Here is a 21,035-nt window from a genome sequence, read left to right as displayed (position 1 = left end):
ATGTCATCCCGGCCGAAGCGCAGCGAAGAGCCGGGATCGCTCTCCATCCTGCAAACGATCCCGGATCGACCTTCGGCCGTCCGGGATGACGGTCAGCCCTTGGTCCCGTAGAAGGCGAGGAAGGCGCGCACGGCGCGGTTCACCGTTTCCTCGATCTGCTCCTGCGTCGGCGTGGCGGTGTTGCCGAACAGCAGCCCCTTCACATGGTTGCTCTGGCACATGTTGAGGAACAGGTGGGCGGCCTCCAACTCGTCGTCGAGCTTGAGCCGGCCGAGCTCGGCCTGCTGGCGCAGCAATTCGCCAAGGCGCTTTCCGCCATGGCAGGGGCCGGCCAGGAAGAAGATCTGGCCGATACGCGGGAATTTCTCGGCGACGCCGATCACCATGCGGATCAGCCGAATGTGATCGGGCTGCACCATCATCGTCATGAACGAGATACCGATGCGCCGCAGCACTTCGGCGACGTCGTCGATCGACGGATCGACCTCGAACAGGTGCTCGGCGGAGCGGGCGCGGTCGTTGCGCACGAGCGCCTCGAACAGCTCTTCCTTACCGCCGAAATAGACGTAGATCGTCGCCTTGGAGACGCCGGCGGCCTTCGCCACCTCGTCCATGCTGGCGCCGTCGAAGCCCTTGTCGAAGAACACGCGGCGGGCGCCGTCGATGATGTCGCGGCGCTTGGCGGATTCGGGCTCCGAGCGGGCGGTGCCAGCGCCGGCGGCAACGGTATCCAAGTCGGTCGTGGTCATGGTCTCCTCCGCACCCTGATTAGGGTGCTCCGACAGCCTTTGTCAAAGGCATTGACTAAACTGTTTAGTTTGATATGTAAAGCAGTCGATGAACTGAACGGTTTAGTACGTGCCGAGTTATAGAACCGGAGGGGCGACCATGGCTCGAACGGGCATGCAGATGGCAGAGACTGCCGAGGCCGAGCGGCCGCAAACCAATGAGCCTGTGCCGATCACGTCGCGCCGGCCGGCGGAGGCGCCTGCCTCCGCGCCGGCCGAGGCGGAGCAGGCGGCGCCGCCGAAGCGCTCGCGCCGCAAGCTGGTGTTCGGTGCGATACTTATCGCCGCACTGGCCGGTGGCGCCTGGTACGGGCTCGACTGGTGGCGGGTGGGGCGCTTCCTCGTCTCCACCGACGACGCCTATGTCGGCGCCGACACCTCCATCCTTGCCGCCAAGGTCGGCGGGCACATCGTCTCCGTCGAGGTCGAGACCAACCACCCGGTGAAGGCCGGCGACGTCATCGCCCGCATCGACGACGGCGACTATGTGCTGGCGCTGAAGGCCGCCGAGGACAAGATCGCCACCCAGCAGGCGACCATCGACCGCTACGGCCAGCAGATTTCAGCCGGGCAGGCGAGCGTCGACCAGGCCAGGGCGCAGCTCGTCGCCGACGAGGCGGAGCTCAACCGCTCGCAGCTCGAATTCGACCGCCAGAGTGAACTGGTGAAGTCGCAGTTTTCCTCCAAGGCGACGCTCGACAATGCCCGCGCCGACCGCGACAAGGCGCAGGCGGCGGTGGACGCCTCCAAGGCGTCGGTCGCGTCCGCGCAGGCCAATATCGCCGTGCTGGAGGCCCAGCGCACCGAGGCCGCCCGCGTGCTCGACGAGTACCGGACCTCGCGCGACCAGGCCCAGCGCGACCTCGACTTCACCGTGGTGAAGGCGCCCTTCGACGGCGTCATGGGCAACCGCGCGGTGCAGGTCGGCCAACTCGTGCAGCCCGGCACGCGGCTCGCGGCGCTGGTGCCGCTCGACAAGGTCTATGTCGACGCCAATTTCAAGGAGACCCAGCTCGGCGAATTGAAGCCCGGCCAGACGGTCGACGTCGAGGTCGACGCCTATCCGGACGAGCAATTCCACGGCCGCGTGGTCAGCGTCGCCCCGGCGTCGGGCTCGGTGTTCAGCCTGCTGCCGCCGGAGAACGCCACCGGTAACTTCACCAAGATCGTCCAGCGCGTGCCGGTGCGCATCGAGCTCGATGCCGCCGCCCGCGAGAAGGCGGAACTGCGCCCGGGCATGTCGGTGATCGCCACCGTCGACACCCGGACGGGAGAGGGCCGCAACGGCGCCACCCGCGTGGGCGACAGCCGCACCGCCGAGTAGGGAAGCGCGCCATGTCGGACACCACCGCCAACGCAGGCACCGCGCCGCGCGCCTCCTCCGAGGGGCGGCGCATGTTCGCCTTCCTGTGCATGGTGTTCGGCATGTTCATGGCGATCCTGGACATCCAGATCGTCTCGGCCTCGCTGGCGGAGATCCAGGCGGGCCTCGCCGCCAGCTCCGACGAAATCTCCTGGGTGCAGACCAGCTACCTCATCGCCGAGGTGGTGATGATCCCGCTGTCGGGCTTCCTGTCGCGGGCGCTCTCCACCCGCTGGCTGTTCGTCGCCTCGGCCGCCGGCTTCACGCTGATGAGCTTCATGTGCGCGACGGCGACCTCGATCCACGAGATGATCGTCTACCGCGCGCTGCAGGGCTTCCTCGGCGGCGGCATGATCCCGACCGTCTTCGCCGCCGCCTATTCGGTGTTCCCGCGCGAGAAGCAGCCGGTGATCGCGCCGCTGATCGGCCTCGTCGCCACGCTCGCGCCGACCATCGGCCCGACCATCGGCGGCTATCTCACCGACCTGTTCTCCTGGCACTGGCTGTTCCTCGTGAACATCGTGCCCGGCATCTTCGTCATCATCGCCACCGCGACGCTGGTGGATTTCGACGAGCCGGACCTGAGCCTGCTCGACCGCTTCGACTGGTGGGGCCTTCTCTTCATGGCCGGCTTCCTCGGCAGTCTCGAATTCGTGCTGGAGGAGGGACCGACAAACGACTGGTTCGAGGACGAGGCAATCTTCATCTTCGCCATCGTCGGCGCCGTCTCGTCGGTCGCCTTCTTCGCCCGCGTGCTGATGGCGAAGGAGCCGGTGGTCGACCTCAAGGCCTTCCTCAACCGCAACTTCTCGGTCGGCTCCGCCTTCTCCTTCGTGCTCGGCATCGGCCTCTACGGCCTGACCTATCTCTACCCGCTCTACCTCGCCCGCGTGCGCGGCTACTCGGCGCTGATGATCGGCGAGACCATGTTCGTCTCCGGCCTCGCCATGTTCCTCACCGCGCCGCTCGCCGGCCGGCTGGTGGCGAAGGTCGACCCGCGCATGATGATCGCCTTCGGCTTTGGCGCCTTCGCGGTGGGCACCTGGCAGATGACCGGCATGACGCAGGACTGGGACTTCTGGGAGCTGCTCTGGCCGCAGATCCTGCGCGGCGTCGGGCTGATGATGGCGATGATCCCGATCAACAACATCTCGCTCGGCACGCTGCCGCCGGCGCAATTGAAGAACGCTTCCGGCCTGTTCAACCTGATGCGCAACCTCGGCGGCGCGGTCGGGCTCGCCTTGATCAACACCGTGCTCAACGACCGCTGGGACCTGCACCTCGCGCGCCTGCACGAGAACGTGCAATGGGCGAGCTCGGTCGCGGTCGAGCGGCTCGACGCCATGACCCGCTCGCTGTCGATGCTCGGCTCCGACGCCGAAACGGCGGCGCTGAAGAAGATGGCCGGGCAGGTGCGCATCCAGGCCGAGGTGATGGCGTTCTCCGACGTCTTCCTGGCGCTGACGGCGCTGTTCGTCCTGCTGCTCTTCGCCTCGCCGCTGATGAGCCGGCCGAAGAATGCCGGCGGTGGCGGGGGGCATTGAGGCACTGCCGATGTACGCCGTCATGCCCGGGCTTGTCCCGGGCATCCACGTCTTTGAGCGGCATCGCCCTGCGTCCTTCGAGGCTCACTGCGTTCGCACCTCAGGATGAGGAGCGTCGTGAATGCGGAAAAACAACCTCCCTCATAAAACAGCCTCCGTCATGCTGAGGTGCCGGCCGGCAGGCCGGCCTCGAAGCACGCAGGCTGCCCTGCCGGTGGATGGCAGGGGAAAGCCGTACTTGCCGTCCGCCCTGCACTCGGGTAAGACCGCCTCATTAGAGCAACCTCGCGAGAGCCGAGCCGTGACGCCTGCGTCCGTCCGCCGCTGCACCGCGAACCCGGCCGCCCTGCGGATTTCCGGGAAGGCTCTGCTTGCGTCCGGCCTCCTTCTTCTTAGCCGCCCCTGAGGGCCGGCCGGGCATCATGCCTGGGCGCTCAGGGGACGACGCCTCCACCATCCGCCTAAAATCGAAGAATTGCGCCGGACGATGCCCTTATATGTGGCTCCCGGTGCCGGGAGCCGAGAAGGAAGCCTGAGCATGTCCAACGACAAGAACCACGTCGTCATCTTCGACACCACGCTGCGCGACGGCGAGCAGTGCCCCGGCGCCTCCATGACGCTGGAGGAGAAGCTGGAAGTCGCCGATCTGCTCGACGAGATGGGCGTCGACGTCATCGAGGCCGGCTTCCCGATCGCCTCGAACGGCGATTTCGAAGCCGTGGCCGAGATCGCCCGCCGCACCAAGAACGCGGTGATCGCCGGCCTCGCCCGCGCCATCCCCGCGGACATCGCCCGCGCCGGCGAGGCGGTGCGCCACGCGAAGCGCCCGCGCATCCACACCTTCGTCTCCACCTCGCCGATCCATTTGCAGCACCAGATGCGCAAGAGCGAGGCGGAGGTGATCGAGATCATCACCGCCACCGTCGCCCAGGCGCGCAACCTCGTCGACAACGTGGAATGGTCGGCGATGGACGCCACCCGCACCCCGATCGAGTATCTGGTGCGCTGCGTCGATACCGCGATCAAGGCGGGCGCGACCACCATCAACCTGCCGGACACGGTGGGCTATGCCACCCCGCAGGAATATGAGGCGATGTTCCGGCAGGTACGCGAGCGCGTGCCGGGCTCGGACAAGGTGGTCTTCTCCGCCCATTGCCACGACGATCTGGGCCTCGCGGTCGCCAACTCGCTGGCGGCTTTGGCCGGCGGCGCGCGGCAGATCGAGTGCACCATCAACGGCCTCGGCGAGCGCGCCGGCAACGCGGCGCTGGAGGAGGTCGTCATGGCCATCCGCACCCGCGGCGACGTGCTGCCCTACGCGACCGGCATCGAGGCCGGCATGCTGACCCGCGCCTCCAAGCTGGTCTCGGCGGTGACTTCGTTCCCGGTGCAGTACAACAAGGCCATCGTCGGCCGGAACGCCTTCGCCCATGAGAGCGGCATCCACCAGGACGGCATGCTCAAGAACAACACCACCTACGAGATCATGACGCCCGAGAGCGTGGGCGTCTCCAAGACCTCGCTGGTGATGGGCAAGCATTCCGGCCGCGCCGCCTTCCGCGACAAGCTGAAGGCGCTGGGCTACGAATTGGGCGAGAACGCGTTGAACGACGCCTTCGCCCGCTTCAAGGACCTCGCCGACCGCAAGAAGGTGGTCTACGACGAGGACATCGAGGCGCTGGTCGACCAAGAGATCGCCGCCGCGCATGACCGGGTGAAGCTGGTCTCGCTGTCGGTGATCGCCGGCACGCGCGGCCCGCAGCGCGCCACCATGAAGATGGAGGTCGACGGTCAGGTCTTCACCGAGGAGGCCGAGGGCAACGGCCCGGTGGACGCCACCTTCAACTGCATCAAGGCGATCCTGCCGCACACCGCCGCGCTGGCGCTCTACCAGGTGCACGCGGTGACCGAGGGCACGGACGCTCAGGCGGAAGTGTCGGTGCGGCTCGAGGACGGCGACAAGGCGGTGACCGGGCGTGGCTCGGACCCCGACACGCTGGTCGCCTCGGCGCAGGCCTACATCATCGCGCTCAACAAGCTGCAGACCAAGCGCAACAGCCTCAACGCCCAGGCCCAGCCGGCGGCGGAGTAGGGCGGGGCTGCGTTTCTGGCTCTGGCTGGTGGGCTGGCCCGTAATTCACCACCGAGATGCTTGGAGGCGCGTCATGGCCGGGCTTGGCCCGGCCATCCACGCCTTCGGTGCGGCTGGGCGCGCCCGGTAAGTCGTGGATCCCCGGGCCAAGCCCGGGGATGACGGTCCAACCGTGGCATCCGTCCGAAGAGCACGTATGAGACAGACTCTCAGGATGGCGTTGCTGCAGGCGCAGCCGGCATTCCGCATCGGCTCCCGAGAAACGAAAAACCCCGGCCACGAGGCCGGGGTTTTTGTTTGGGGCCGCGCGCTACTGCGGCGCGCCGGGCGTGCCTGGGGGAACGGGCTTGCGCTGCTGCTGCTGCTGCGCATTCGCCGGACGCTGCTGCGGCGGCTGCTGGCGCTGCTGCTGGACGGCCCGCTGCTGCTGAGCCCTTTGCTGCTGCTGGGCCGCGCGCTGCTGCGCCTGGGCGGCGTTGCGCTGCTGGGCCTGCTGGGCGCGCTGCTGCTCTGCGGCACGCTGCTGTTGCTGCGACGCCCTCTGCTGCTGGGCACGCTGCTGCTCGGCGGCACGTTGCTGCTGCGCCCTCTGCTGCTGGGCACGCTGCTGTTCTGCCGCGCGTTGCTGCTGAGCCCGCTGCTGCTGAGCCCGCTGCTGCTGAGTGCGCTGCTGCTCGGCCGCACGCTCCTGCTGAGCCCTCTGCTGCTGGGCGCGCTGCTGCTCCGCGGCGCGGTCCTGCTGCGCTTTCTGCTGCTGGGCGCGCTGCTGTTCGGCGGCGCGGCGCTGGGCCTCGCCCGCCTGCTGCTGGCGAGCCCGTTCCTGCTGGGCGCGCTGCTGCTCGGCCGCCCGGCGCTGGGCTTCGCCCGCCTGCTGCTGCTGGCGGAGCTGGTCGGCCTGCTGGCGCTGCTGCTGGGCGCGCATCTGCTCCTGCTGGACGCGCTGGCGCTCGATCTGCTGGCGCTGGGCGGCATTGCCCGCGTCCGGGCGCTGGCCCGGCACCGCGCCGGGCACAACGCCGGGCCTCATGCCGGGCGCCACGCCGGGCGCGACGGCCGGCCTCATGCCGGGGCGCCCTTCGGGACGGCCCTGCACCTGCTGCGCCCGTACACGGTACTGGTCGCGGATCTGCCGGAACTCCTGGCGTTTCTGTTCGACCGCCTGCTTGCGCTGCTGCTCCAGCACCGCGTTGCGGGCCGCGGCCTCGCGGCGCACCTTCTCCACCTGATCGGCGCGCTGGCGCTGCATCTGCTCGAGCTGGCGGCGGTAGATGTCCGGATTGTTGAACCGCGCCTCGCGCAGTTCGCGACGGCGATCCGGCTCGATGGCGCCGAGCAGCGCCGCCGACGGCGCGAACATGCCCGGCCGGTTGCGGTCCCAGTCGCGGTCGTCGCGCACATATTGCCGGATCAGCGCCCGCTGGCCCGGATCGAGCCGGCGCTCGTAGCGCGGCGGCGGGCCGAACTGGTTGCCGATGGCGATGGCGGGAGCGAAGATGCCGAGCCGGCCGCCGTCGTAGAAGAGCTGGTCGCGATTGTCGACATAGACCACTTCGCGCGTATAGAGCCGGTCGCGGATCGGCGCGTCATAGACGTCGTAGCCGAAGCCGCGGTTGACGTAGTAGCCGTCGTTCCAGCTCGGCTCGTAATAGTCCGGCGCGGCGTCGAGATAGATGTTGATCTCCGGGATCGGCGCGACATAGTCGACGAGGTCTTCCTCGGCCATGTAGCGGTCCTCGACGAAGACCCAGCTCTCCGCCACCGGCGGGGCGTAATAGGCGGGCTGGCCCACCGCATAGCCCGGACGGTCCGGCCCCACCGGCGCCCAGCCGGTGCGCCCGCCGCCGCGGCGCCAGGTTACCCAGGCCGGCGACCAGGTGTCGCCCGGAACCCAGAACCAGCCATAGGACGGGTCATAGCCCCAGCGGCCGTAATGGTAGGTCGCCCAGCCGAAGGGCTCGTAGGATTCCCAGTACCAGCCATACTGGTCGGTCCACACCCAGCGGCCTTCCTGATAGGGCCGCCAGCCCTGGCCGACATCGTTGGGGATGAAGACGAACTGGTAGTCGGGATGCTCGACCCAGGTGCCGTAGCGGCTGAGCTGGTCGTAGAAGACGTTCACGTCCATCGGCCCGTTGTCCTGCGGGCCCATGCCGGGAGGCGGTCCGGGAGGTGGCCCGCCCTGGGCGAGCCGCATCGGCGCATTCTGGGCGGGCGCCGGCAGGATCGCGGCGGTGGCGAGAAGGCTCGCGGCCAGACCCGCGACGAGCAACGGGCGATTGAGACCAAGCATGTAGGCACCTCGAACGGTCGGCCGTGGGGAACGTTCAACGCCCACACGGCGCAATGGTTTCAAATATATTTATGGGAGATTGAAAATGAACCGAGAATGAATACCCAGATGTAGATCGTGTCGAAACTGTGTTATCAAGATGTCACAAGTTGTCTTCGTGACATCGCCGCACGAAGCGCAACGTAAGAAGAAGCGTTTGTTCGCAGTCGCAGCACGTCCAATAAACAATCCTGCGATTCGTTTCAGCAGAGAGTGCCGCTAAGCAACCGGTCGCAATGCCGATGGCGCCGGCCGGGCGCGCCATAATGCTGCCGGCCCGGTGGCGGAAAGCAGGGCTCCCGCTGGAGCTTGCGCCCGCATGATCGCCGCGACGGCCCCCCCGAGCCCGCGGCCGAACCGATCCCCGGCGGCGTACCCTCTGCCGTGGCACCCCGCGCGGCACCGCCCCACGACATGATCCGCCCGAGCCGCATGCTGTCGGAGCGGGCGCTCGCCGATCCGCGCAGCCGCGCCGCCCGCCGCGCCCTGGCGACGCTGGCGGGGGAGGAGCGCATCGCCCAGCTCTGCGATCTCGAAGCGATGGAGCAGATCCATGCCTGGCAGCCCGGCTACCAGCCGGACCGGCTGGTCGACTATGCCCGTGCCGACACGCGCCTGCGGGAGACCACCTTCACCGCCACCGGCGGCGCCTTCCGCAGCCACAGGACATGGTACGAGGTCTCGTTCCATTGCGAGCTGGATGCGAGCCTCGCCAAGGTGGTGTCCTTCGCCTTCAAGGTCGGCGAGCCGATCCCGCGCGAGGAATGGTCCGCGCTCAGCCTGCCGGCGCGGCACTGAGCCGCGTCAGGCGCGGGCGAGCAGCGCCGCCTGCAGCGCGGCAAGGTCGCCCTGCGCCAGCGGCATGCCGTCGAGCGCCGTCACCGGCCGCAGGAAGCGCACGCTGTTGGTGAGGAACACGGCGTCGGCCCCGGCGAGCGCCTGCGGCGCCAGCGGCCGCTCCTCGACCGCGAAGCCGAGGCTGGGCGCCGCCTCGATCACCAGCGCCCGCATGATGCCCGGCAGGCAGCCCTCACTGAGCGAGGGGGTGATCAGCCGGCCGGCGATCAGCGCGAAGACATTGGCGATGGTCGAGCAGGCGACGCGCCCGCGCGTGTTGAGGATCAGCGCGTCGTCTGCTCCGGCCTCCGCCGCCTCGCGCGCGGCGAGGATATGGTCGAGATAGCCGAGCGTCTTCAGGTTCGCAGTGGGCGAGAATTCGTTGCGCCGGCCGGTGGCGGTGATCAGCCGCGCCGGCTGGCCGACGAGGGCGGGGCTCCACGGCGCGGTGGTGACAACGACGGTCGGCGCGCCGGCGCTGGCCGGCCACAGGCCGCGGGCCGCGGTGCCGCGCGTGACCGTGGTGCGGATGATCGCCGGCTCCATGGTCAGCGCCGCGTCGATGGCGGTCTCGATGGCGTCGCGGCTCACCGCGATGCCGATGCGATGCGCAGCGAGGAGCAGCCGGTCGACATGGCGCGCGCGGGCGAAGACGGCGCCGTCCCGCGCCAGCGCGGTGTCGAACACCCCGTCGCCGAGGGTGAAGCCGCGATCCTCGACGGAGACGGTCTGGCTCACGCGGCGGTCTCCCGCGCCCGCGCCAGCTTCAAAAAGTTCGCCAGCAGGTCGTAGCCGTGGCCGGTGAGCACGGATTCGGGGTGGAACTGCACGCCATAGGTCGGGTGCGTGCGATGGGCGAGGCCCATGATCTCGCCATCCTCGGCCCAGGCGGTGGCGACGAGCGGCGAGCCCTCGTCCAGCTCGACCGCCAGCGAATGGTAGCGCCCGGCCGGGAAGGGGGAGGGCAGGCCTTCGAACACGTCGCTTCCCACATGGCGCACCTGCGAGGCGCGGCCATGCATCGGCTCCTTCGCCCGCACCACGCGCCCGCCGAAGGCCTGGCCGATGCACTGGTGGCCGAGGCAGATGCCGAGGATGGGCAGCCGGCCGGACAGCGCGCGCACGGCCTCCAGCGAGACGCCCGCCTCGTTGGGCGAGCAGGGGCCGGGCGAGATGATGAGCGCCTCGGGCCGGCGCGCCTCGATCTCCGCAATATCCAATGCGTCGTTGCGCGCCACCTCCACCTTCTCGCCGAGCTCGGCGAGGTAGCGGGCGACGTTGAAGACGAAGCTGTCGTAATTGTCGATGAGAAGGATCATAGCCGGCTAATCCTCCGGCTTCTTGAAGGCGCGGAACAGCCGTTCGGCCTTGGTGAGGCTCTCCTCGTGCTCGGCCGCCGGGTCGGACAGGGTGGTGATGCCGCCGCCGACGCCGAAGCTCGCCACGCCGTCCTCCACCGTCACCGTGCGGATGGCGATGTTGAGGTCGATGGTGCCGTCGAAGCCGATATAGCCGATGGAGCCGCAATAGACGCCGCGCGGCCTTCCCTCCAGCTCGTGGATGATCTCCATGGCGCGGATCTTCGGCGCGCCGGTGATGGAGCCGCCGGGGAAGGAGGCGGCCATCAGGTCGAGCCCGTCGGCGCCTTCCTTCAGCGTGCCGGTCACCACCGAGACGAGGTGGTGGACATTGGCGTAGGTCTCCAGCCCGCACAGGCGCGGCACCTTCACCGTGCCGGGACGGCAGACGCGCGAGAGGTCGTTGCGCAGGAGATCGACGATCATGACGTTCTCGGCGCGGTCTTTCTCGCTGGCGGTGAGCTCGCGGCCGCGGAAGGCGTCGAGCGTCGGCTCCACCGAGCGCGGCACCGTGCCCTTGATCGGGCGGGTCTCCACCTCGCCGCCCTCGACCTTGACGAAGCGCTCGGGCGAGGAGGAGGCGATGACACGGTCCTCGTTGACGATCAGCGCGGCGAAGGTGGCCGGATTGGCGCGGCGCAACTGGTCGTAGAGCGCGAAGGGGTCGAGTATCTCGCCCGGTTGGCCGACCTCCGCTTGGAAGCGCTGGGTGAAGTTGGCCTGGAAGATGTCGCCGGCGCGGATGTACTCGATCACCCGCGCCACCGCCGCCCTGTAGCGCTCGGCATCGAAATTCGAGCGCCAGGCGCCGGCCGTCACCGGCGGGCCGAGCGCGGGCTCCGGCGCCGCGAGGCGGGCGGTGGCCTCGGTCAGGCGCTCGCGGGCGCGGCGGGCGCGCCGGGACGGGTCTGTCTCCGGCCAGCCGGTGGAGATGACGAAGGCGCGCTCGGCCACCACGTCGAGCGCGACGACCAGATCATAGAAGCCGAGATCGATCTCCGGCCCCTCGCCGGGTTCCGGCGCCATGGTGGGGAAGCGGTCGAACAGCCGGCCGGCTTCATAGGCGATGTAGCCGGCAGCTCCCGCCTGGAAGCCGGCGTCACCGGGCAGGCGCGGCTGGGCATAGGTCCTGAGCCGGGCGCGCAGCGCTTCGAGCGGCGCGTCCCGCTCGCGCTCGCCGTTCCAGCGTGCAACGCCTGCCTCGACGCGGAAGCGGCCGAAGGGCTCGGCCATCACATAGGACCAGCGCCCGAGCAGCGGGTGGCGCATAGCGCTGTCGAGGAAGGTGAGGCCGGGCACGCGCGCGCCCTCGCGCCAGCCGAGCCGGCGGGCGGCCTGCCACGGCTCCTGCCAGGCGATCTCGACGACGAGGGGAGGCGGCTCTTGAATCATGCTGTGAATATGGAACGTGGCACCGCACCTTCCTAGATCGTCCGCACGATCGTGACGAGCCGGAACAAGTTCCGGTGTTGCAATCGGCATATAGTCTGAAAGTGCCACTTGACGCTCAAGGATGCCGGTGGTGGCCTAATGCGATAACAACGGTGCCGTGCAATGCGGCACCCGAAACATTGAGGCGCGGCTGCAATCCGCCTCGGGAGGGGAACAATGATCAAATTCAAGGCGGCTGCGGCCGCAATCGCGGCGCTCGCTCTCGCCGCCGTGCCTTTCGCCGGTGCGAAGGCGCAGGATTTTCCCAACCGGCCGGTCACCATGGTGGTGCCCTTCGCCGCCGGCGGGCCGACCGACACGGTGGCGCGGCTGATCGCCGAATCGATGTCGCGCTCGCTCGGCCAGCAGGTGGTGGTCGAGAATGTCGGCGGCGCGGGCGGCACGCGCGGCGCCGGTCAGGTCGCGAAGGCGACGCCCGACGGCTACACCGTCCTGCTGCACCATATCGGCCAGGCGACCTCGGCCACGCTCTATCGCAAGCTGCCCTACAATGTGCTGACCGACTTCGAGGAAGTCGGCCTCGTCACCGATGTGCCGATGACCATGATCGGCAAGTCGACGCTGGAGCCTAAGACCGCCGCCGAGCTGATCGCCTACGTCAAGGACAAGAAGGACGGGGTGATCTACGGCAATGCCGGCGTCGGCTCGGCCTCGCATCTGTGCGGCATGCTGTTCATGTCCGCCATCGGCACGCAGATGACCACGGTGCCCTATCAGGGCACCGGCCCGGCGATGAACGACCTCGTCGGCGGCCAGATCGACCTGATGTGCGACCAGACCACCAACACCACCGGCCAGATCAAGGCCGGCAAGGTGAAGGCCTATGGCGTCACCACCAAGGAGCGGGTGAAGTCGCTGGCCGACATCCCGACCCTGCAGGAGAGCGGGCTGCCGGGCTTCGAGGTGGCGGTGTGGCACGGCATGTACGCGCCCAAGGGCACCTCGCCGGAGGTGATCAAGAAGCTCAACGCCGCACTCGTCCAGGCGCTGCAGGACCCGAAGGTGATCTCCCGCTTCGCCGATCTCGGCACCGAGCCGGTGGCGCTGGAGCGCGCCACGCCGGAGGTCCACACCAAGTTCCTCGAGGCGGAAGTCGCCAAGTGGAAGCCGGTGATCGAGCAGGCCGGCGTCTTCGCCGACTGACGCGACGCATCCCCGCCCGCCCGCCGCGCCGGCCCTGACGCCGGCATGGCGGGCGGGTTCCTGCATTCTCTTCCGGGAAAGACGCCATGACGCGTTTGGTCAAAAGCCCCAAGGACGTCGCCACCGGCCTCCTGCTCATAGCGCTCGCCGCCTTCTTCGCCTGGCAGGCGCTGGATCTGCCGATGGGCCGGGCGATCCGCATGGGGCCGGGCTATTTCCCGATGATCCTCGCCGGCATCCTCGCCTTGCTCGGCCTCGTCATCGTCGCCAGCGGCATCGCCCTGCCCATGGGCGACGATGAGAGCCCGATCGACATCGCGCGCTGGCCGTGGCGGGCGCTGGCGCTGGTGACGCTCGCCGTGGTGATCTTCGGCATCGGCATCCGCCCGCTCGGCCTCGGTCCCTCCATGGGCATCGCGGTCTTCCTCTCGGCGCTGGCGAGCCAGAAGTTCCATTTCCTGACCGGCCTCGTCTCGGCGCTCGTCATGGTCGCCTTCTCCTGGGCGGTGTTCATCAAGGGCCTCGGCCTGCCGCTGCCCATGCTCGGGCCGTGGCTCGGCGGCTACTGATCGGGAGCGGGTGCCTTGGAAATCTTCGACAATCTCGCCCTCGGCTTCTCCGTAGCCGTCACCTTCCAGAACATCTTCTACTGCTTCATCGGCGTGCTGCTGGGCACGCTGATCGGCGTGCTGCCGGGCCTCGGCCCGGTGCCGACCATCGCCATGCTGCTGCCGATCACCTTCGGCCTGCCGCCGGTCTCGGCGCTGATCATGCTCGCGGGCATTTATTACGGCGCGCAATATGGCGGCTCGACCACGGCGATCCTGATCAACCTGCCGGGCGAGAGCTCCTCCGTCGTCACCGCGATCGACGGCTACCAGATGGCGCGCAAGGGCCGCGCCGGCGCGGCGCTCGCCACCGCCGCGCTCGGCTCCTTCTTCGCCGGCACGGTGGCGACCTTCCTGCTCGCCGTGTTCGCGCCGCCGCTCGCCGACCTCGCGCTGAAATTCGGCCCGCCGGAATATTTCGCGCTGATGGTGCTCGGTCTCGTCGCTTCGGTGGCGCTGGCCTCGGGATCGGTGTTCAAGGCGCTGGCGATGGTGGTGCTGGGCATCCTGCTCGGCCTGTCCGGTCAGGACGTCTACACCGGCACGCCGCGCTTCACTTTCGACATGCTGGAACTCGCCGACGGCATCGAGTTCGTGGCGCTCGCCATGGGTGTGTTCGGCATCGGCGAGATCGTGCGCAACCTCGAGGACGAGCATGAGCGCACTGTCATGGTGCGCAAGGTGGGCGGGCTGCTGCTGTCGAAGGACGACATCAAGCGCATCGTCGGCCCGATCCTGCGCGGCACCTTCCTCGGCTCGTTCCTGGGCATCCTGCCGGGAGGCGGCGCGGTCCTGTCCTCCTTCGCCGCCTATTCGATCGAGAAGCGCATCTCCAAGCGGCCGCAGGAATTCGGCAAGGGCGCCATCGAGGCGGTGGCGGCGCCGGAGAGCGCCAACAATGCCGGCGCGCAGACCTCCTTCATCCCCATGCTGACGCTCGGCATCCCGTCCAACCCGGTGATGGCGCTGATGATCGGCGCGCTGATCATCCAGGGCATCGTGCCGGGCCCCAACGTGGTCAACGAGCAGCCGAACCTGTTCTGGGGCATCGTCGTCTCGATGTGGCTCGGCAACTTCATGCTGGTGGTGCTGAATCTGCCGCTGATCGGCATTTGGGTGCGGCTGCTCACCGTGCCCTACCACATCCTGTTCCCGCTGATCGTCGGCTTCTGCTGCATCGGCGTCTACAGCGTCAACAACAACGCCATCGACGTCTTCGCCATGGCACTGTTCGGCATCGTCGGCTACGTGCTGGTCAAGCTCGATTGCGAGCCGGCGCCGCTGCTGCTCGGCTTCATCATCGGACCGATGCTGGAGGAGTATCTGCGCCGCGCCATGCTGATCTCGCGCGGCGACCCGACCGTGTTCTTCACCCGGCCGATCTCCGCGACGATGCTGCTGCTGGCGATCGTCGCGCTCGTGGTGGTGCTGATGCCCTCGGTGCGCAAGAAGCGCGAGGAGGCTTTCAAAGAATGAGGATGACGGCCTGTCGGCTATGGACAGGCCCGAATCCCTTTGCTACATGACGCCCCGCTCGCGAGGCTTCGGCCCGCGACGGGCGCATAGCTCAGTTGGTAGAGCAGCTGACTCTTAATCAGCGGGTCCTAGGTTCGAGCCCTAGTGCGCCCACCAAATTCCCGGTGGATCAGACGATATTGGCGGTGTCTCAGGCGAGCACCGCACGAGGCCGGGGCCGGCGTCCGGCCCCGCCGTTCCGCACATGTCAGTGGCCAAGCTTCGGCGTCACGTCCGGTCCTGCCCGGTGTCGCACGGCGTCAGATCCACCTCGTAGCCGAATGCCGACATCAGCTCACGGCCGCGGCCTTCGGTGAAGGCGGTCAGCGCCTCGGGCGCGAGCTTGCCGACCCAGGTCCGGCGGCCGTCGAAGATCGGCTGGTTGACCTGCCAGTTGCGCAGCGCGCGATGGCCGTCGCCTTCCTCGCCGCTGCCCATGCGCACCTCCGTCTCGCCGAACCAGAAGTGCTCCATCTCATGGTAGCGCAGCATGGCCTCGTCGAAGGGGATGCCCGAGAAGGCGCAGATCCTGTCCAGTTCCCGCCGCGGATCGCTGATCAGGTCCTCGTACCGCGTCAGGATCACGTCGCGCCGGCCATCCTGCGAGCGGATGATCTCGCCGGCCTCCAGCCACCGCTCTATCCCGCTCTCGGGCGAGCCGTAGCGCTTGAGGAAGGATGCGGCGACATCCCGGCCGTCCCGGACCATCAGGATGAACTTTGGGGCGGGCATCAGCGCGCGGATGCGGTCCAGATGCAGTATGTGCCGGGGGGTCTTCTCCACGAGATAGGTCTTCTGGGAGCGGCGGAAATCCATGACCAGGGCGTCGCGATGCCTCTTCGCGTCCTTGTCGGTCGGACGATGGAAGGCCGACGTCTCGCGCAGGGGGATGAACACCTGCGGATGCGCCGAGAACATGTTCGCCAGGAGGGTCGTCCCGCTATGGCCGCATCCGCAGATGAAGACGGCTCCGGAAGGGTACTGCCAGAACATCGGCCCCTTCAGCCGCAGGAATGTCCGCACGCCCAATAACGTGGCTCCTCTCGGGGGAAATCGAATCCGGTTGCGCCGATCCGAGAGATGTCGCGCACCGCAGCCCCGCTGGACCGTCTCCTGCCCCCAGACCGGGAGACGATTTCACCTTTTGCGGGATCGACGAGGATTAAACCATCATCGCCCGCTCTTCCAAGCCGCATGCGCGTCCTTCGCCCCATGCGTCGCCATTATTGCCGGGCGCCTCGGCGAGTTCCGCTTGATCGCGACGGCGATTTACGGTTGCCTCGGACATAGAGGCCCTACCGTTCCGAGCCATGTTCCAGTGGATTGATGCGATCGAGACGCCGCTTGCGGTGATCGACGTGCCCTCGCTGCACATCGTCGCCGCCAATCCCAGCGCGCGCGCCCTGCTGCGCGGCGGGCGCGATGACGCATCGCAGATCGGGCAGGCCCTGACCCACATCGGCCGTCCGGAGGATGCCGCGGCGTTCGAGCGGGCGCTGGCGCCGGCCGCCGACGGCAGGGCGGCCGCCTGCGTGCTCGCGCTCGGCGGCGCGGGCGGGGAGGGGCGCCGGCTGCACTGCGTCGTCCGCCCGCTGACCGACGAGCACCGCCTGCTGGAATTCTCCGAAGGTCCGGCCGGCGCCTTGCAGCGCGGGCTGGTCGATATCCTCGACCAACTGCCCGTCGCCATCGAGATCTACGACAAGAACTTCTTCGGCACCTTCTACAACAAGGCGTCGGACGAGCTCTTCCTCTACGAGGAGAAGGTGATCGTCCACCACGACGAATGGTGGGAGTTCGGCTTCCCCGACCCGCTGGAGCGCGCGGCGGCCTTTTCCGAATGGGTGGCGAAGATGGAGGTCGCCCGCCGCGACGGCACCATCCAGTTCAGCGAATGGAAAGTGCGCTGCCGCGACGGGTCCACCCGCATCGTGCAGTTCCGCTACCGCTGGGTCGGCGAGAGCTACGTGCTGGCGCTGTGGGACGTGACCACCGAGCGCCAGACCGAGGAGCATCTGCGCCATCTCGCCGTCTCCGACCCGCTGACCGGGCTGTGGAACCGCCGCCGCCTGATCGAGGAGGGGCAGCGCGAGCTCGAACTCGGCGCGACGGCCGGCAAGGAGTGCTCGCTGCTGATCGTCGACATCGACCGCTTCAAGAGCATCAACGACAATCACGGCCATGCCGCCGGCGACGAGGTGCTGCGTACGGTGGCGCAGCGCGGCCTGTCGCAGCTGCGCCGCTCCGACGTCATGGCACGCATCGGCGGCGAGGAATTCGCCGTGCTGCTGCCGGGAACCTCGGCACTGGAGGCGCGCACCATCGCCGCGCGGCTGCTGCGGGCGATCCGCGTGCCGGTGGTGATCGGCGACGACGTGGTGATCGAGGTGACGGCGAGCATAGGCGGCACCGGCAGCACGCCGGAGGACGACATGGACGCGCTGATGGCACGCTGCGACCGGGCGCTCTATGCGGCGAAGACGGGCGGGCGCAACCGCGTCGTCTTCGACGACGACATCTCGCCGCCGACCGACCGTGCGGCCTCGTCCGGCTGACCGGCGCGCTTACGTGATTGGACCGCCGGGCCGCTGCCGCGCTATTGGAGCGGACCACATCGCCGGACCTTCGAGGAGCAGGACCATTCTCGACCGCACTTCCATGCTGTGCGCCCATTGTCCGCGCTGCGGACGCCGTTCCGCCATCGGCCGGGCGGATGCCGGCGCGCTGGCCCAGTTGTCGCCGGACGAGCCGGCGCCGCGGCTGCGCTGCGACATGTGCGGCGGGCGGCGGGTGAAGCTGTTCAACGCGCGGGGCCCTATGGAGATGCTGGCCTTCCTCTCCGGCCGGCTGTGAGGCGCAGGCGAACGAAATTCCCGCTCATGCGTTAGGGCGGCAGCGACCGGATGCGTCGCGGCCGAGGAGGGCGCAAGCGATGGCGACAGCGAAGAACGGCAACGGAATCAGCGGCGGCGAAGGCGAGGAGCCGATTTCCGCCGGCACGACACGCCAGGCCGCGACGGAGCGGGCCGCGACCAAGGCGGGTGCTACCCCGAGGGCTGGCGCGGCGTCGAGGGCCAGCGCAGCGCCCAAGACCAGTGCGGCGCCGAAGGCCAGCGCGACGAGCCGCATTGCCAGCCGGCCGGCGCGGGCCATCGGTGCCGAAATGCGCTCGGCGGCCGGGGAGGAGGGGCCGACGGCCGCGCTCGGCTACACCGACCGCAAATATTCCTTCAACACCCTGCTGGCCGCCGGCTTCCTCGGCTATGTGCTCGGCCGGCTGTTTTCGCGGTAAGCTCGGCGCTTCCGCAATGCCGCCGGGCGCCGGAATCCGGCGTCCTCTCCCGAAAGAAGCCACATGCAGACCCTGAGCGTGCGTCACGTCACCCGGTACAGCTATGCCAACCCGGTGACCTTCCAGCCGCACCGGCTGATGCTGCGCCCGCGCGACAGCCACGATCTGCGGCTCGTGGGCGCCGAGCTGACGCTTTTCCCGGGCGGCACGGTGCGCTGGCTGCACGACGTGTTCGGCAATTCCGTCGCCATCGTCGACTTCGCCGAGCCTTCGAACGAGCTGAAGATCGAGAGCGTGCTGACCATCGAGCGCTACGGCCTCGGCGGGCTCAATTTCGAGCTGGAGGAGAGCGCGGCGGAATACCCGTTCGTCTATTCGCCGGACGACCGGATCGATCTCGGCCGCATGCTCGACCCGCATTATCCCGACCCGAACGGCGAGCTGGAGGCCTGGGCCAAGCGCTTCGTCGCCGCGCGGCCGACCGGCACGATGGCGCTGCTGACCGACCTCAACAACGGCATTCACCAGGGCTTCACCTATAATCTGCGCCACGAGCAGGGCACGCAGGCGCCGCTGGAGACGATAAGGCTCGGCACCGGCTCCTGCCGCGACTATGCGCTGCTGCTGATCGAGGCGGCGCGGGCGCTCGGCTTCGGCGCCCGCTTCGTCACCGGCTATCTCTACGACCCCGCGCTCGATACCGACGCGCCGGGCGTCGTCGGCGCCGGGGCGACCCATGCCTGGGCGGACATCTACCTGCCGGGGGCGGGCTGGGTGGAGTTCGACCCCACCAACGGCACCATCGCCGCCGACAACCTCATCCGCGTGGCGGTGACGCGCGACCCGAGCCAGGCGGTGCCGGTGGCAGGCGGCTTCACCGGCGGCACCGGCGACTATCTCGGCATGAATGTCGAGGTGACGGTGCGTGCCGTCGATCCGGCGCCGCTGGCGGCTTAGCACGCGCTACCCTAGCATCGTCCCGCCGGGGTCGGTGGAGGGTGCGATGACGATGGGCTTCGAGGCGTGGGCGTGGCTTGGGCTGGTCGCCTACACGCTGCACATCATGGAGGAATATTCCTTCGATTGGCGCAACTGGGCGCGGGCCGTCATCGGCCTGCCGGTTGAATGGGCGGATTTCTACATCACCAACGCGGCGGTGGTCGTGCTCGGCTTCGCGCAGGCCGAGATGGCGCGGCTGCTGCCCATCGCGCCGCTGGTCTTCGCCGCGCTGATGCTGATCAACGCGACTTTCTTCCATGTGCTGCCGATGATCCGCACCCGTGGGCGCTTCTCGCCCGGCGCCTTCACGGCCGTCGTGCTGTTCTACCCGGTGGCGCTCGGGACCTTCTTCGCCGCCGCCGCCGAGGGCATGCTGACGGCCGGCACGCTGGCCGGCTCCGTCGTCGGCGGGGCGCTGCTGATGGCCTATCCGGTCGTCATGCTGCGCCTCAAGGGACGGGCCTATTTCCGCCAGTCCCTTGAGGCCGCGTTGCCTGATCAGGCGCCGACGGCTTCCAGCGTCGGGTAGTCTATGTAGCCCTTGGCGCCGCCGCCATAGAGCGTGGCGCGGTCGATCTCGTTGAACGCCGCGCCGCGGCGCAGCCGCTCCACCGCGTCGGGCGAGGAGACGAAGCCGCGCCCGAAGGCGACGAGATCGGCCTTGCCCGTGGCAACGGCCTTCTCGGCCATCGCCTTGTCGTAGCCGTTGTTGACCATCCAGGTGCCGCTGTAGCGGTTGCGCAGGGCTTCGAAGTCGAAGTCCGGCACGATATCGCGCGGGCCCTGGGTCGCGCCCTCGATCATGTGGACATAGACCGGGTGGAAGCTCTCCACCACGTCCATCGCATGGTTGAACAGCGGCTGCGGGTCGCTGTCGGAGAGGTCGTTGGCGGGAGTTACCGGCGAGAGGCGGATGCCGGTGCGCTTCGCCCCGATGGCGCCGGTCACCGATTCCAGCACTTCCTTCAGGAAGCGCGTGCGGTTCTCGATCGAGCCGCCATATTCATCGGTGCGCTTGTTGGCGCCGTCACGCAGGAACTGGTCGATCAGGTAGCCATTGGCGCCGTGAATCTCGACGCCGTCAAAGCCGGCGCGGATCGCGTTGGCGGCGGCCTTGCCGAAATCCTCGACCACGCCCTTGATCTCGTCGAGCGTCAATGCGCGGGGCTCGTCGACCTCGGCGAAGCCGTTGTTCACATAGGTCTTGGTGTTGGCGCGCACGGCGGAAGGCGCGAGCGGCGCGGCGCCGCCGGGCTGCAGCGAGCGGTGCGAGACGCGCCCGACATGCCACATCTGCACGAAGATGTGCCCGCCCTTGGCGTGGACGGTGTCGGTGACCTTCTTCCAGCCCTCGACCTGGGCGTCGGTGAAGATGCCGGGCGTGTCCTGATAGCCCTGGGCGGTGTCGGAGATCTGCGTCGCCTCGGTGACGATGAGGCCGGCGGAGGCGCGCTGGCCGTAATATTCGACGGCGAGCGGGGAGGGGACGAGGCCGGCAGAGGCGCGGTTGCGCGTCAGCGGGGCCATGACGATGCGGTTCGACAGCGTGATGTCGCCGAGGCGGTAGCTGTCGAACAGGGAGGGAGGGGTGCTCATGAGCGGGTCCTGTCGGAAGGAATGGACGGTTTCATTGCTCACATAAGCATTGCCCCTGCGGTATCGAGAGATACCGTTCCCGAGTGGCAGCCATGCCACAATTGCATGGACGCACGCCG

19 protein-coding genes and 1 tRNA gene are annotated in these 21,035 nt (G+C 68.5%); 13 read left to right on the top strand and 7 right to left on the bottom strand.

All coding sequences use genetic code 11. From position 1 onward, the window contains the following. Positions 1–92: 92 nt before the first annotated feature. Positions 93–749 (bottom strand): TetR/AcrR family transcriptional regulator, encoded by a 657-nt coding sequence (locus SNOV_RS11435; RefSeq protein ID WP_013167088.1) that lies wholly within the window; start codon positions 747–749, stop codon positions 93–95. A gap of 139 nt (positions 750–888) precedes the next feature. Here SNOV_RS11435 and SNOV_RS11430 point away from each other — a divergent pair, with 139 nt between their 5' ends. The 3 genes from SNOV_RS11430 (at position 889) to SNOV_RS11420 (ending at position 5,787) form a co-directional block, all read left to right on the top strand. Beyond that, on the top strand, positions 889–2,112 hold the full coding sequence (locus SNOV_RS11430) for an HlyD family secretion protein (RefSeq protein WP_013167087.1): 1,224 nt from the start codon (positions 889–891) through the stop codon (positions 2,110–2,112). 11 nt (positions 2,113–2,123) lie between these two features. Next, entirely contained in the window at positions 2,124–3,695 is a 1,572-nt protein-coding gene (locus SNOV_RS11425) for a DHA2 family efflux MFS transporter permease subunit (protein ID WP_013167086.1), read from the top strand. Positions 3,696–4,233: 538 nt separating this feature from the next. Continuing rightward, positions 4,234–5,787: a 2-isopropylmalate synthase gene (locus tag SNOV_RS11420; protein ID WP_013167085.1), complete on the top strand. Its 1,554-nt coding sequence runs from the start codon at positions 4,234–4,236 to the stop codon at positions 5,785–5,787. 310 nt (positions 5,788–6,097) lie between these two features. Here the strand turns inward: SNOV_RS11420 and SNOV_RS11415 are convergent, their stop codons facing one another. Next, positions 6,098–8,077, bottom strand: coding sequence for a DUF6600 domain-containing protein (locus SNOV_RS11415; RefSeq protein WP_013167084.1), 1,980 nt, complete (start codon positions 8,075–8,077; stop codon positions 6,098–6,100). A 453-nt stretch (positions 8,078–8,530) separates the two neighbouring features. Between SNOV_RS11415 and SNOV_RS11410 the strand changes: the two genes are divergently transcribed. Continuing rightward, entirely contained in the window at positions 8,531–8,914 is a 384-nt protein-coding gene (locus SNOV_RS11410) for a DUF930 domain-containing protein (protein WP_013167083.1), read from the top strand. A gap of 6 nt (positions 8,915–8,920) precedes the next feature. Here SNOV_RS11410 and SNOV_RS11405 read toward each other — a convergent pair whose 3' ends face one another. Genes SNOV_RS11405 through pabB form a run of 3 tightly spaced genes read right to left on the bottom strand, consistent with a single transcriptional unit; the run spans position 8,921 to position 11,703 of the window. Next, positions 8,921–9,691, bottom strand: coding sequence for an aminotransferase class IV (locus tag SNOV_RS11405; protein WP_013167082.1), 771 nt, complete (start codon positions 9,689–9,691; stop codon positions 8,921–8,923). After that, entirely contained in the window at positions 9,688–10,272 is a 585-nt protein-coding gene (locus SNOV_RS11400; RefSeq protein WP_013167081.1) for an anthranilate synthase component II, read from the bottom strand. The genes SNOV_RS11405 and SNOV_RS11400 overlap by 4 nt, the downstream gene beginning before the upstream one ends. 6 nt (positions 10,273–10,278) lie before the next feature. Beyond that, entirely contained in the window at positions 10,279–11,703 is a 1,425-nt protein-coding gene (gene pabB / locus SNOV_RS11395) for an aminodeoxychorismate synthase component I (RefSeq protein WP_013167080.1), read from the bottom strand. A 216-nt stretch (positions 11,704–11,919) separates the two neighbouring features. On the opposite strand from pabB, the gene SNOV_RS11390 reads away from it, so the two are divergent. From SNOV_RS11390 to SNOV_RS11375, 4 genes are all read left to right on the top strand, one after another. Next, positions 11,920–12,906: a tripartite tricarboxylate transporter substrate-binding protein gene (locus SNOV_RS11390; protein ID WP_013167079.1), complete on the top strand. Its 987-nt coding sequence runs from the start codon at positions 11,920–11,922 to the stop codon at positions 12,904–12,906. Positions 12,907–12,992: 86 nt separating this feature from the next. Next, positions 12,993–13,475: a tripartite tricarboxylate transporter TctB family protein gene (locus SNOV_RS11385; protein ID WP_013167078.1), complete on the top strand. Its 483-nt coding sequence runs from the start codon at positions 12,993–12,995 to the stop codon at positions 13,473–13,475. A 15-nt stretch (positions 13,476–13,490) separates the two neighbouring features. Next, positions 13,491–14,990: a tripartite tricarboxylate transporter permease gene (locus SNOV_RS11380; RefSeq protein ID WP_013167077.1), complete on the top strand. Its 1,500-nt coding sequence runs from the start codon at positions 13,491–13,493 to the stop codon at positions 14,988–14,990. An 80-nt stretch (positions 14,991–15,070) separates the two neighbouring features. After that, a tRNA-Lys gene (locus SNOV_RS11375) sits at positions 15,071–15,146 on the top strand. A gap of 111 nt (positions 15,147–15,257) precedes the next feature. Here SNOV_RS11375 and SNOV_RS11370 read toward each other — a convergent pair. Then, a complete protein-coding gene (locus SNOV_RS11370) occupies positions 15,258–16,052 on the bottom strand; it encodes a sulfotransferase family protein (protein ID WP_244412990.1) in 795 nt (264 codons plus the stop codon). A 287-nt stretch (positions 16,053–16,339) separates the two neighbouring features. Here SNOV_RS11370 and SNOV_RS22640 point away from each other — a divergent pair, with 287 nt between their 5' ends. From SNOV_RS22640 to SNOV_RS11345, 5 genes are all read left to right on the top strand, one after another. Further along, positions 16,340–17,584 carry a GGDEF domain-containing protein gene (locus tag SNOV_RS22640; protein WP_013167075.1) on the top strand — a complete coding sequence of 415 codons (1,245 nt, stop codon included), beginning with the start codon at positions 16,340–16,342 and terminating at the stop codon, positions 17,582–17,584. 103 nt (positions 17,585–17,687) lie between these two features. Next, a complete protein-coding gene (locus SNOV_RS11360) occupies positions 17,688–17,882 on the top strand; it encodes a hypothetical protein (protein ID WP_013167074.1) in 195 nt (64 codons plus the stop codon). 79 nt (positions 17,883–17,961) lie between these two features. After that, complete coding sequence (locus tag SNOV_RS11355) at positions 17,962–18,321, top strand: hypothetical protein (RefSeq protein ID WP_013167073.1); 360 nt, start codon at positions 17,962–17,964, stop codon at positions 18,319–18,321. A gap of 63 nt (positions 18,322–18,384) precedes the next feature. Beyond that, positions 18,385–19,278 (top strand): transglutaminase family protein, encoded by an 894-nt coding sequence (locus SNOV_RS11350; RefSeq protein WP_013167072.1) that lies wholly within the window; start codon positions 18,385–18,387, stop codon positions 19,276–19,278. Between the two features lie 46 nt (positions 19,279–19,324). Next, positions 19,325–19,849 carry an HXXEE domain-containing protein gene (locus tag SNOV_RS11345; protein WP_013167071.1) on the top strand — a complete coding sequence of 175 codons (525 nt, stop codon included), beginning with the start codon at positions 19,325–19,327 and terminating at the stop codon, positions 19,847–19,849. Here the strand turns inward: SNOV_RS11345 and SNOV_RS11340 are convergent. Next, on the bottom strand, positions 19,819–20,916 hold the full coding sequence (locus tag SNOV_RS11340) for an alkene reductase (protein WP_013167070.1): 1,098 nt from the start codon (positions 20,914–20,916) through the stop codon (positions 19,819–19,821). The two genes, SNOV_RS11345 and SNOV_RS11340, sit on opposite strands and share 31 nt — an antisense overlap. Between the last annotated feature and the right edge of the window lie 119 nt (positions 20,917–21,035).

It is taken from the genome of Ancylobacter novellus DSM 506, assembly GCF_000092925.1.
GTDB classification, from domain to species: Bacteria; Pseudomonadota; Alphaproteobacteria; order Rhizobiales; family Xanthobacteraceae; genus Ancylobacter; species Ancylobacter novellus.
This window is presented reverse-complemented; position numbering and strand designations above follow the sequence as displayed.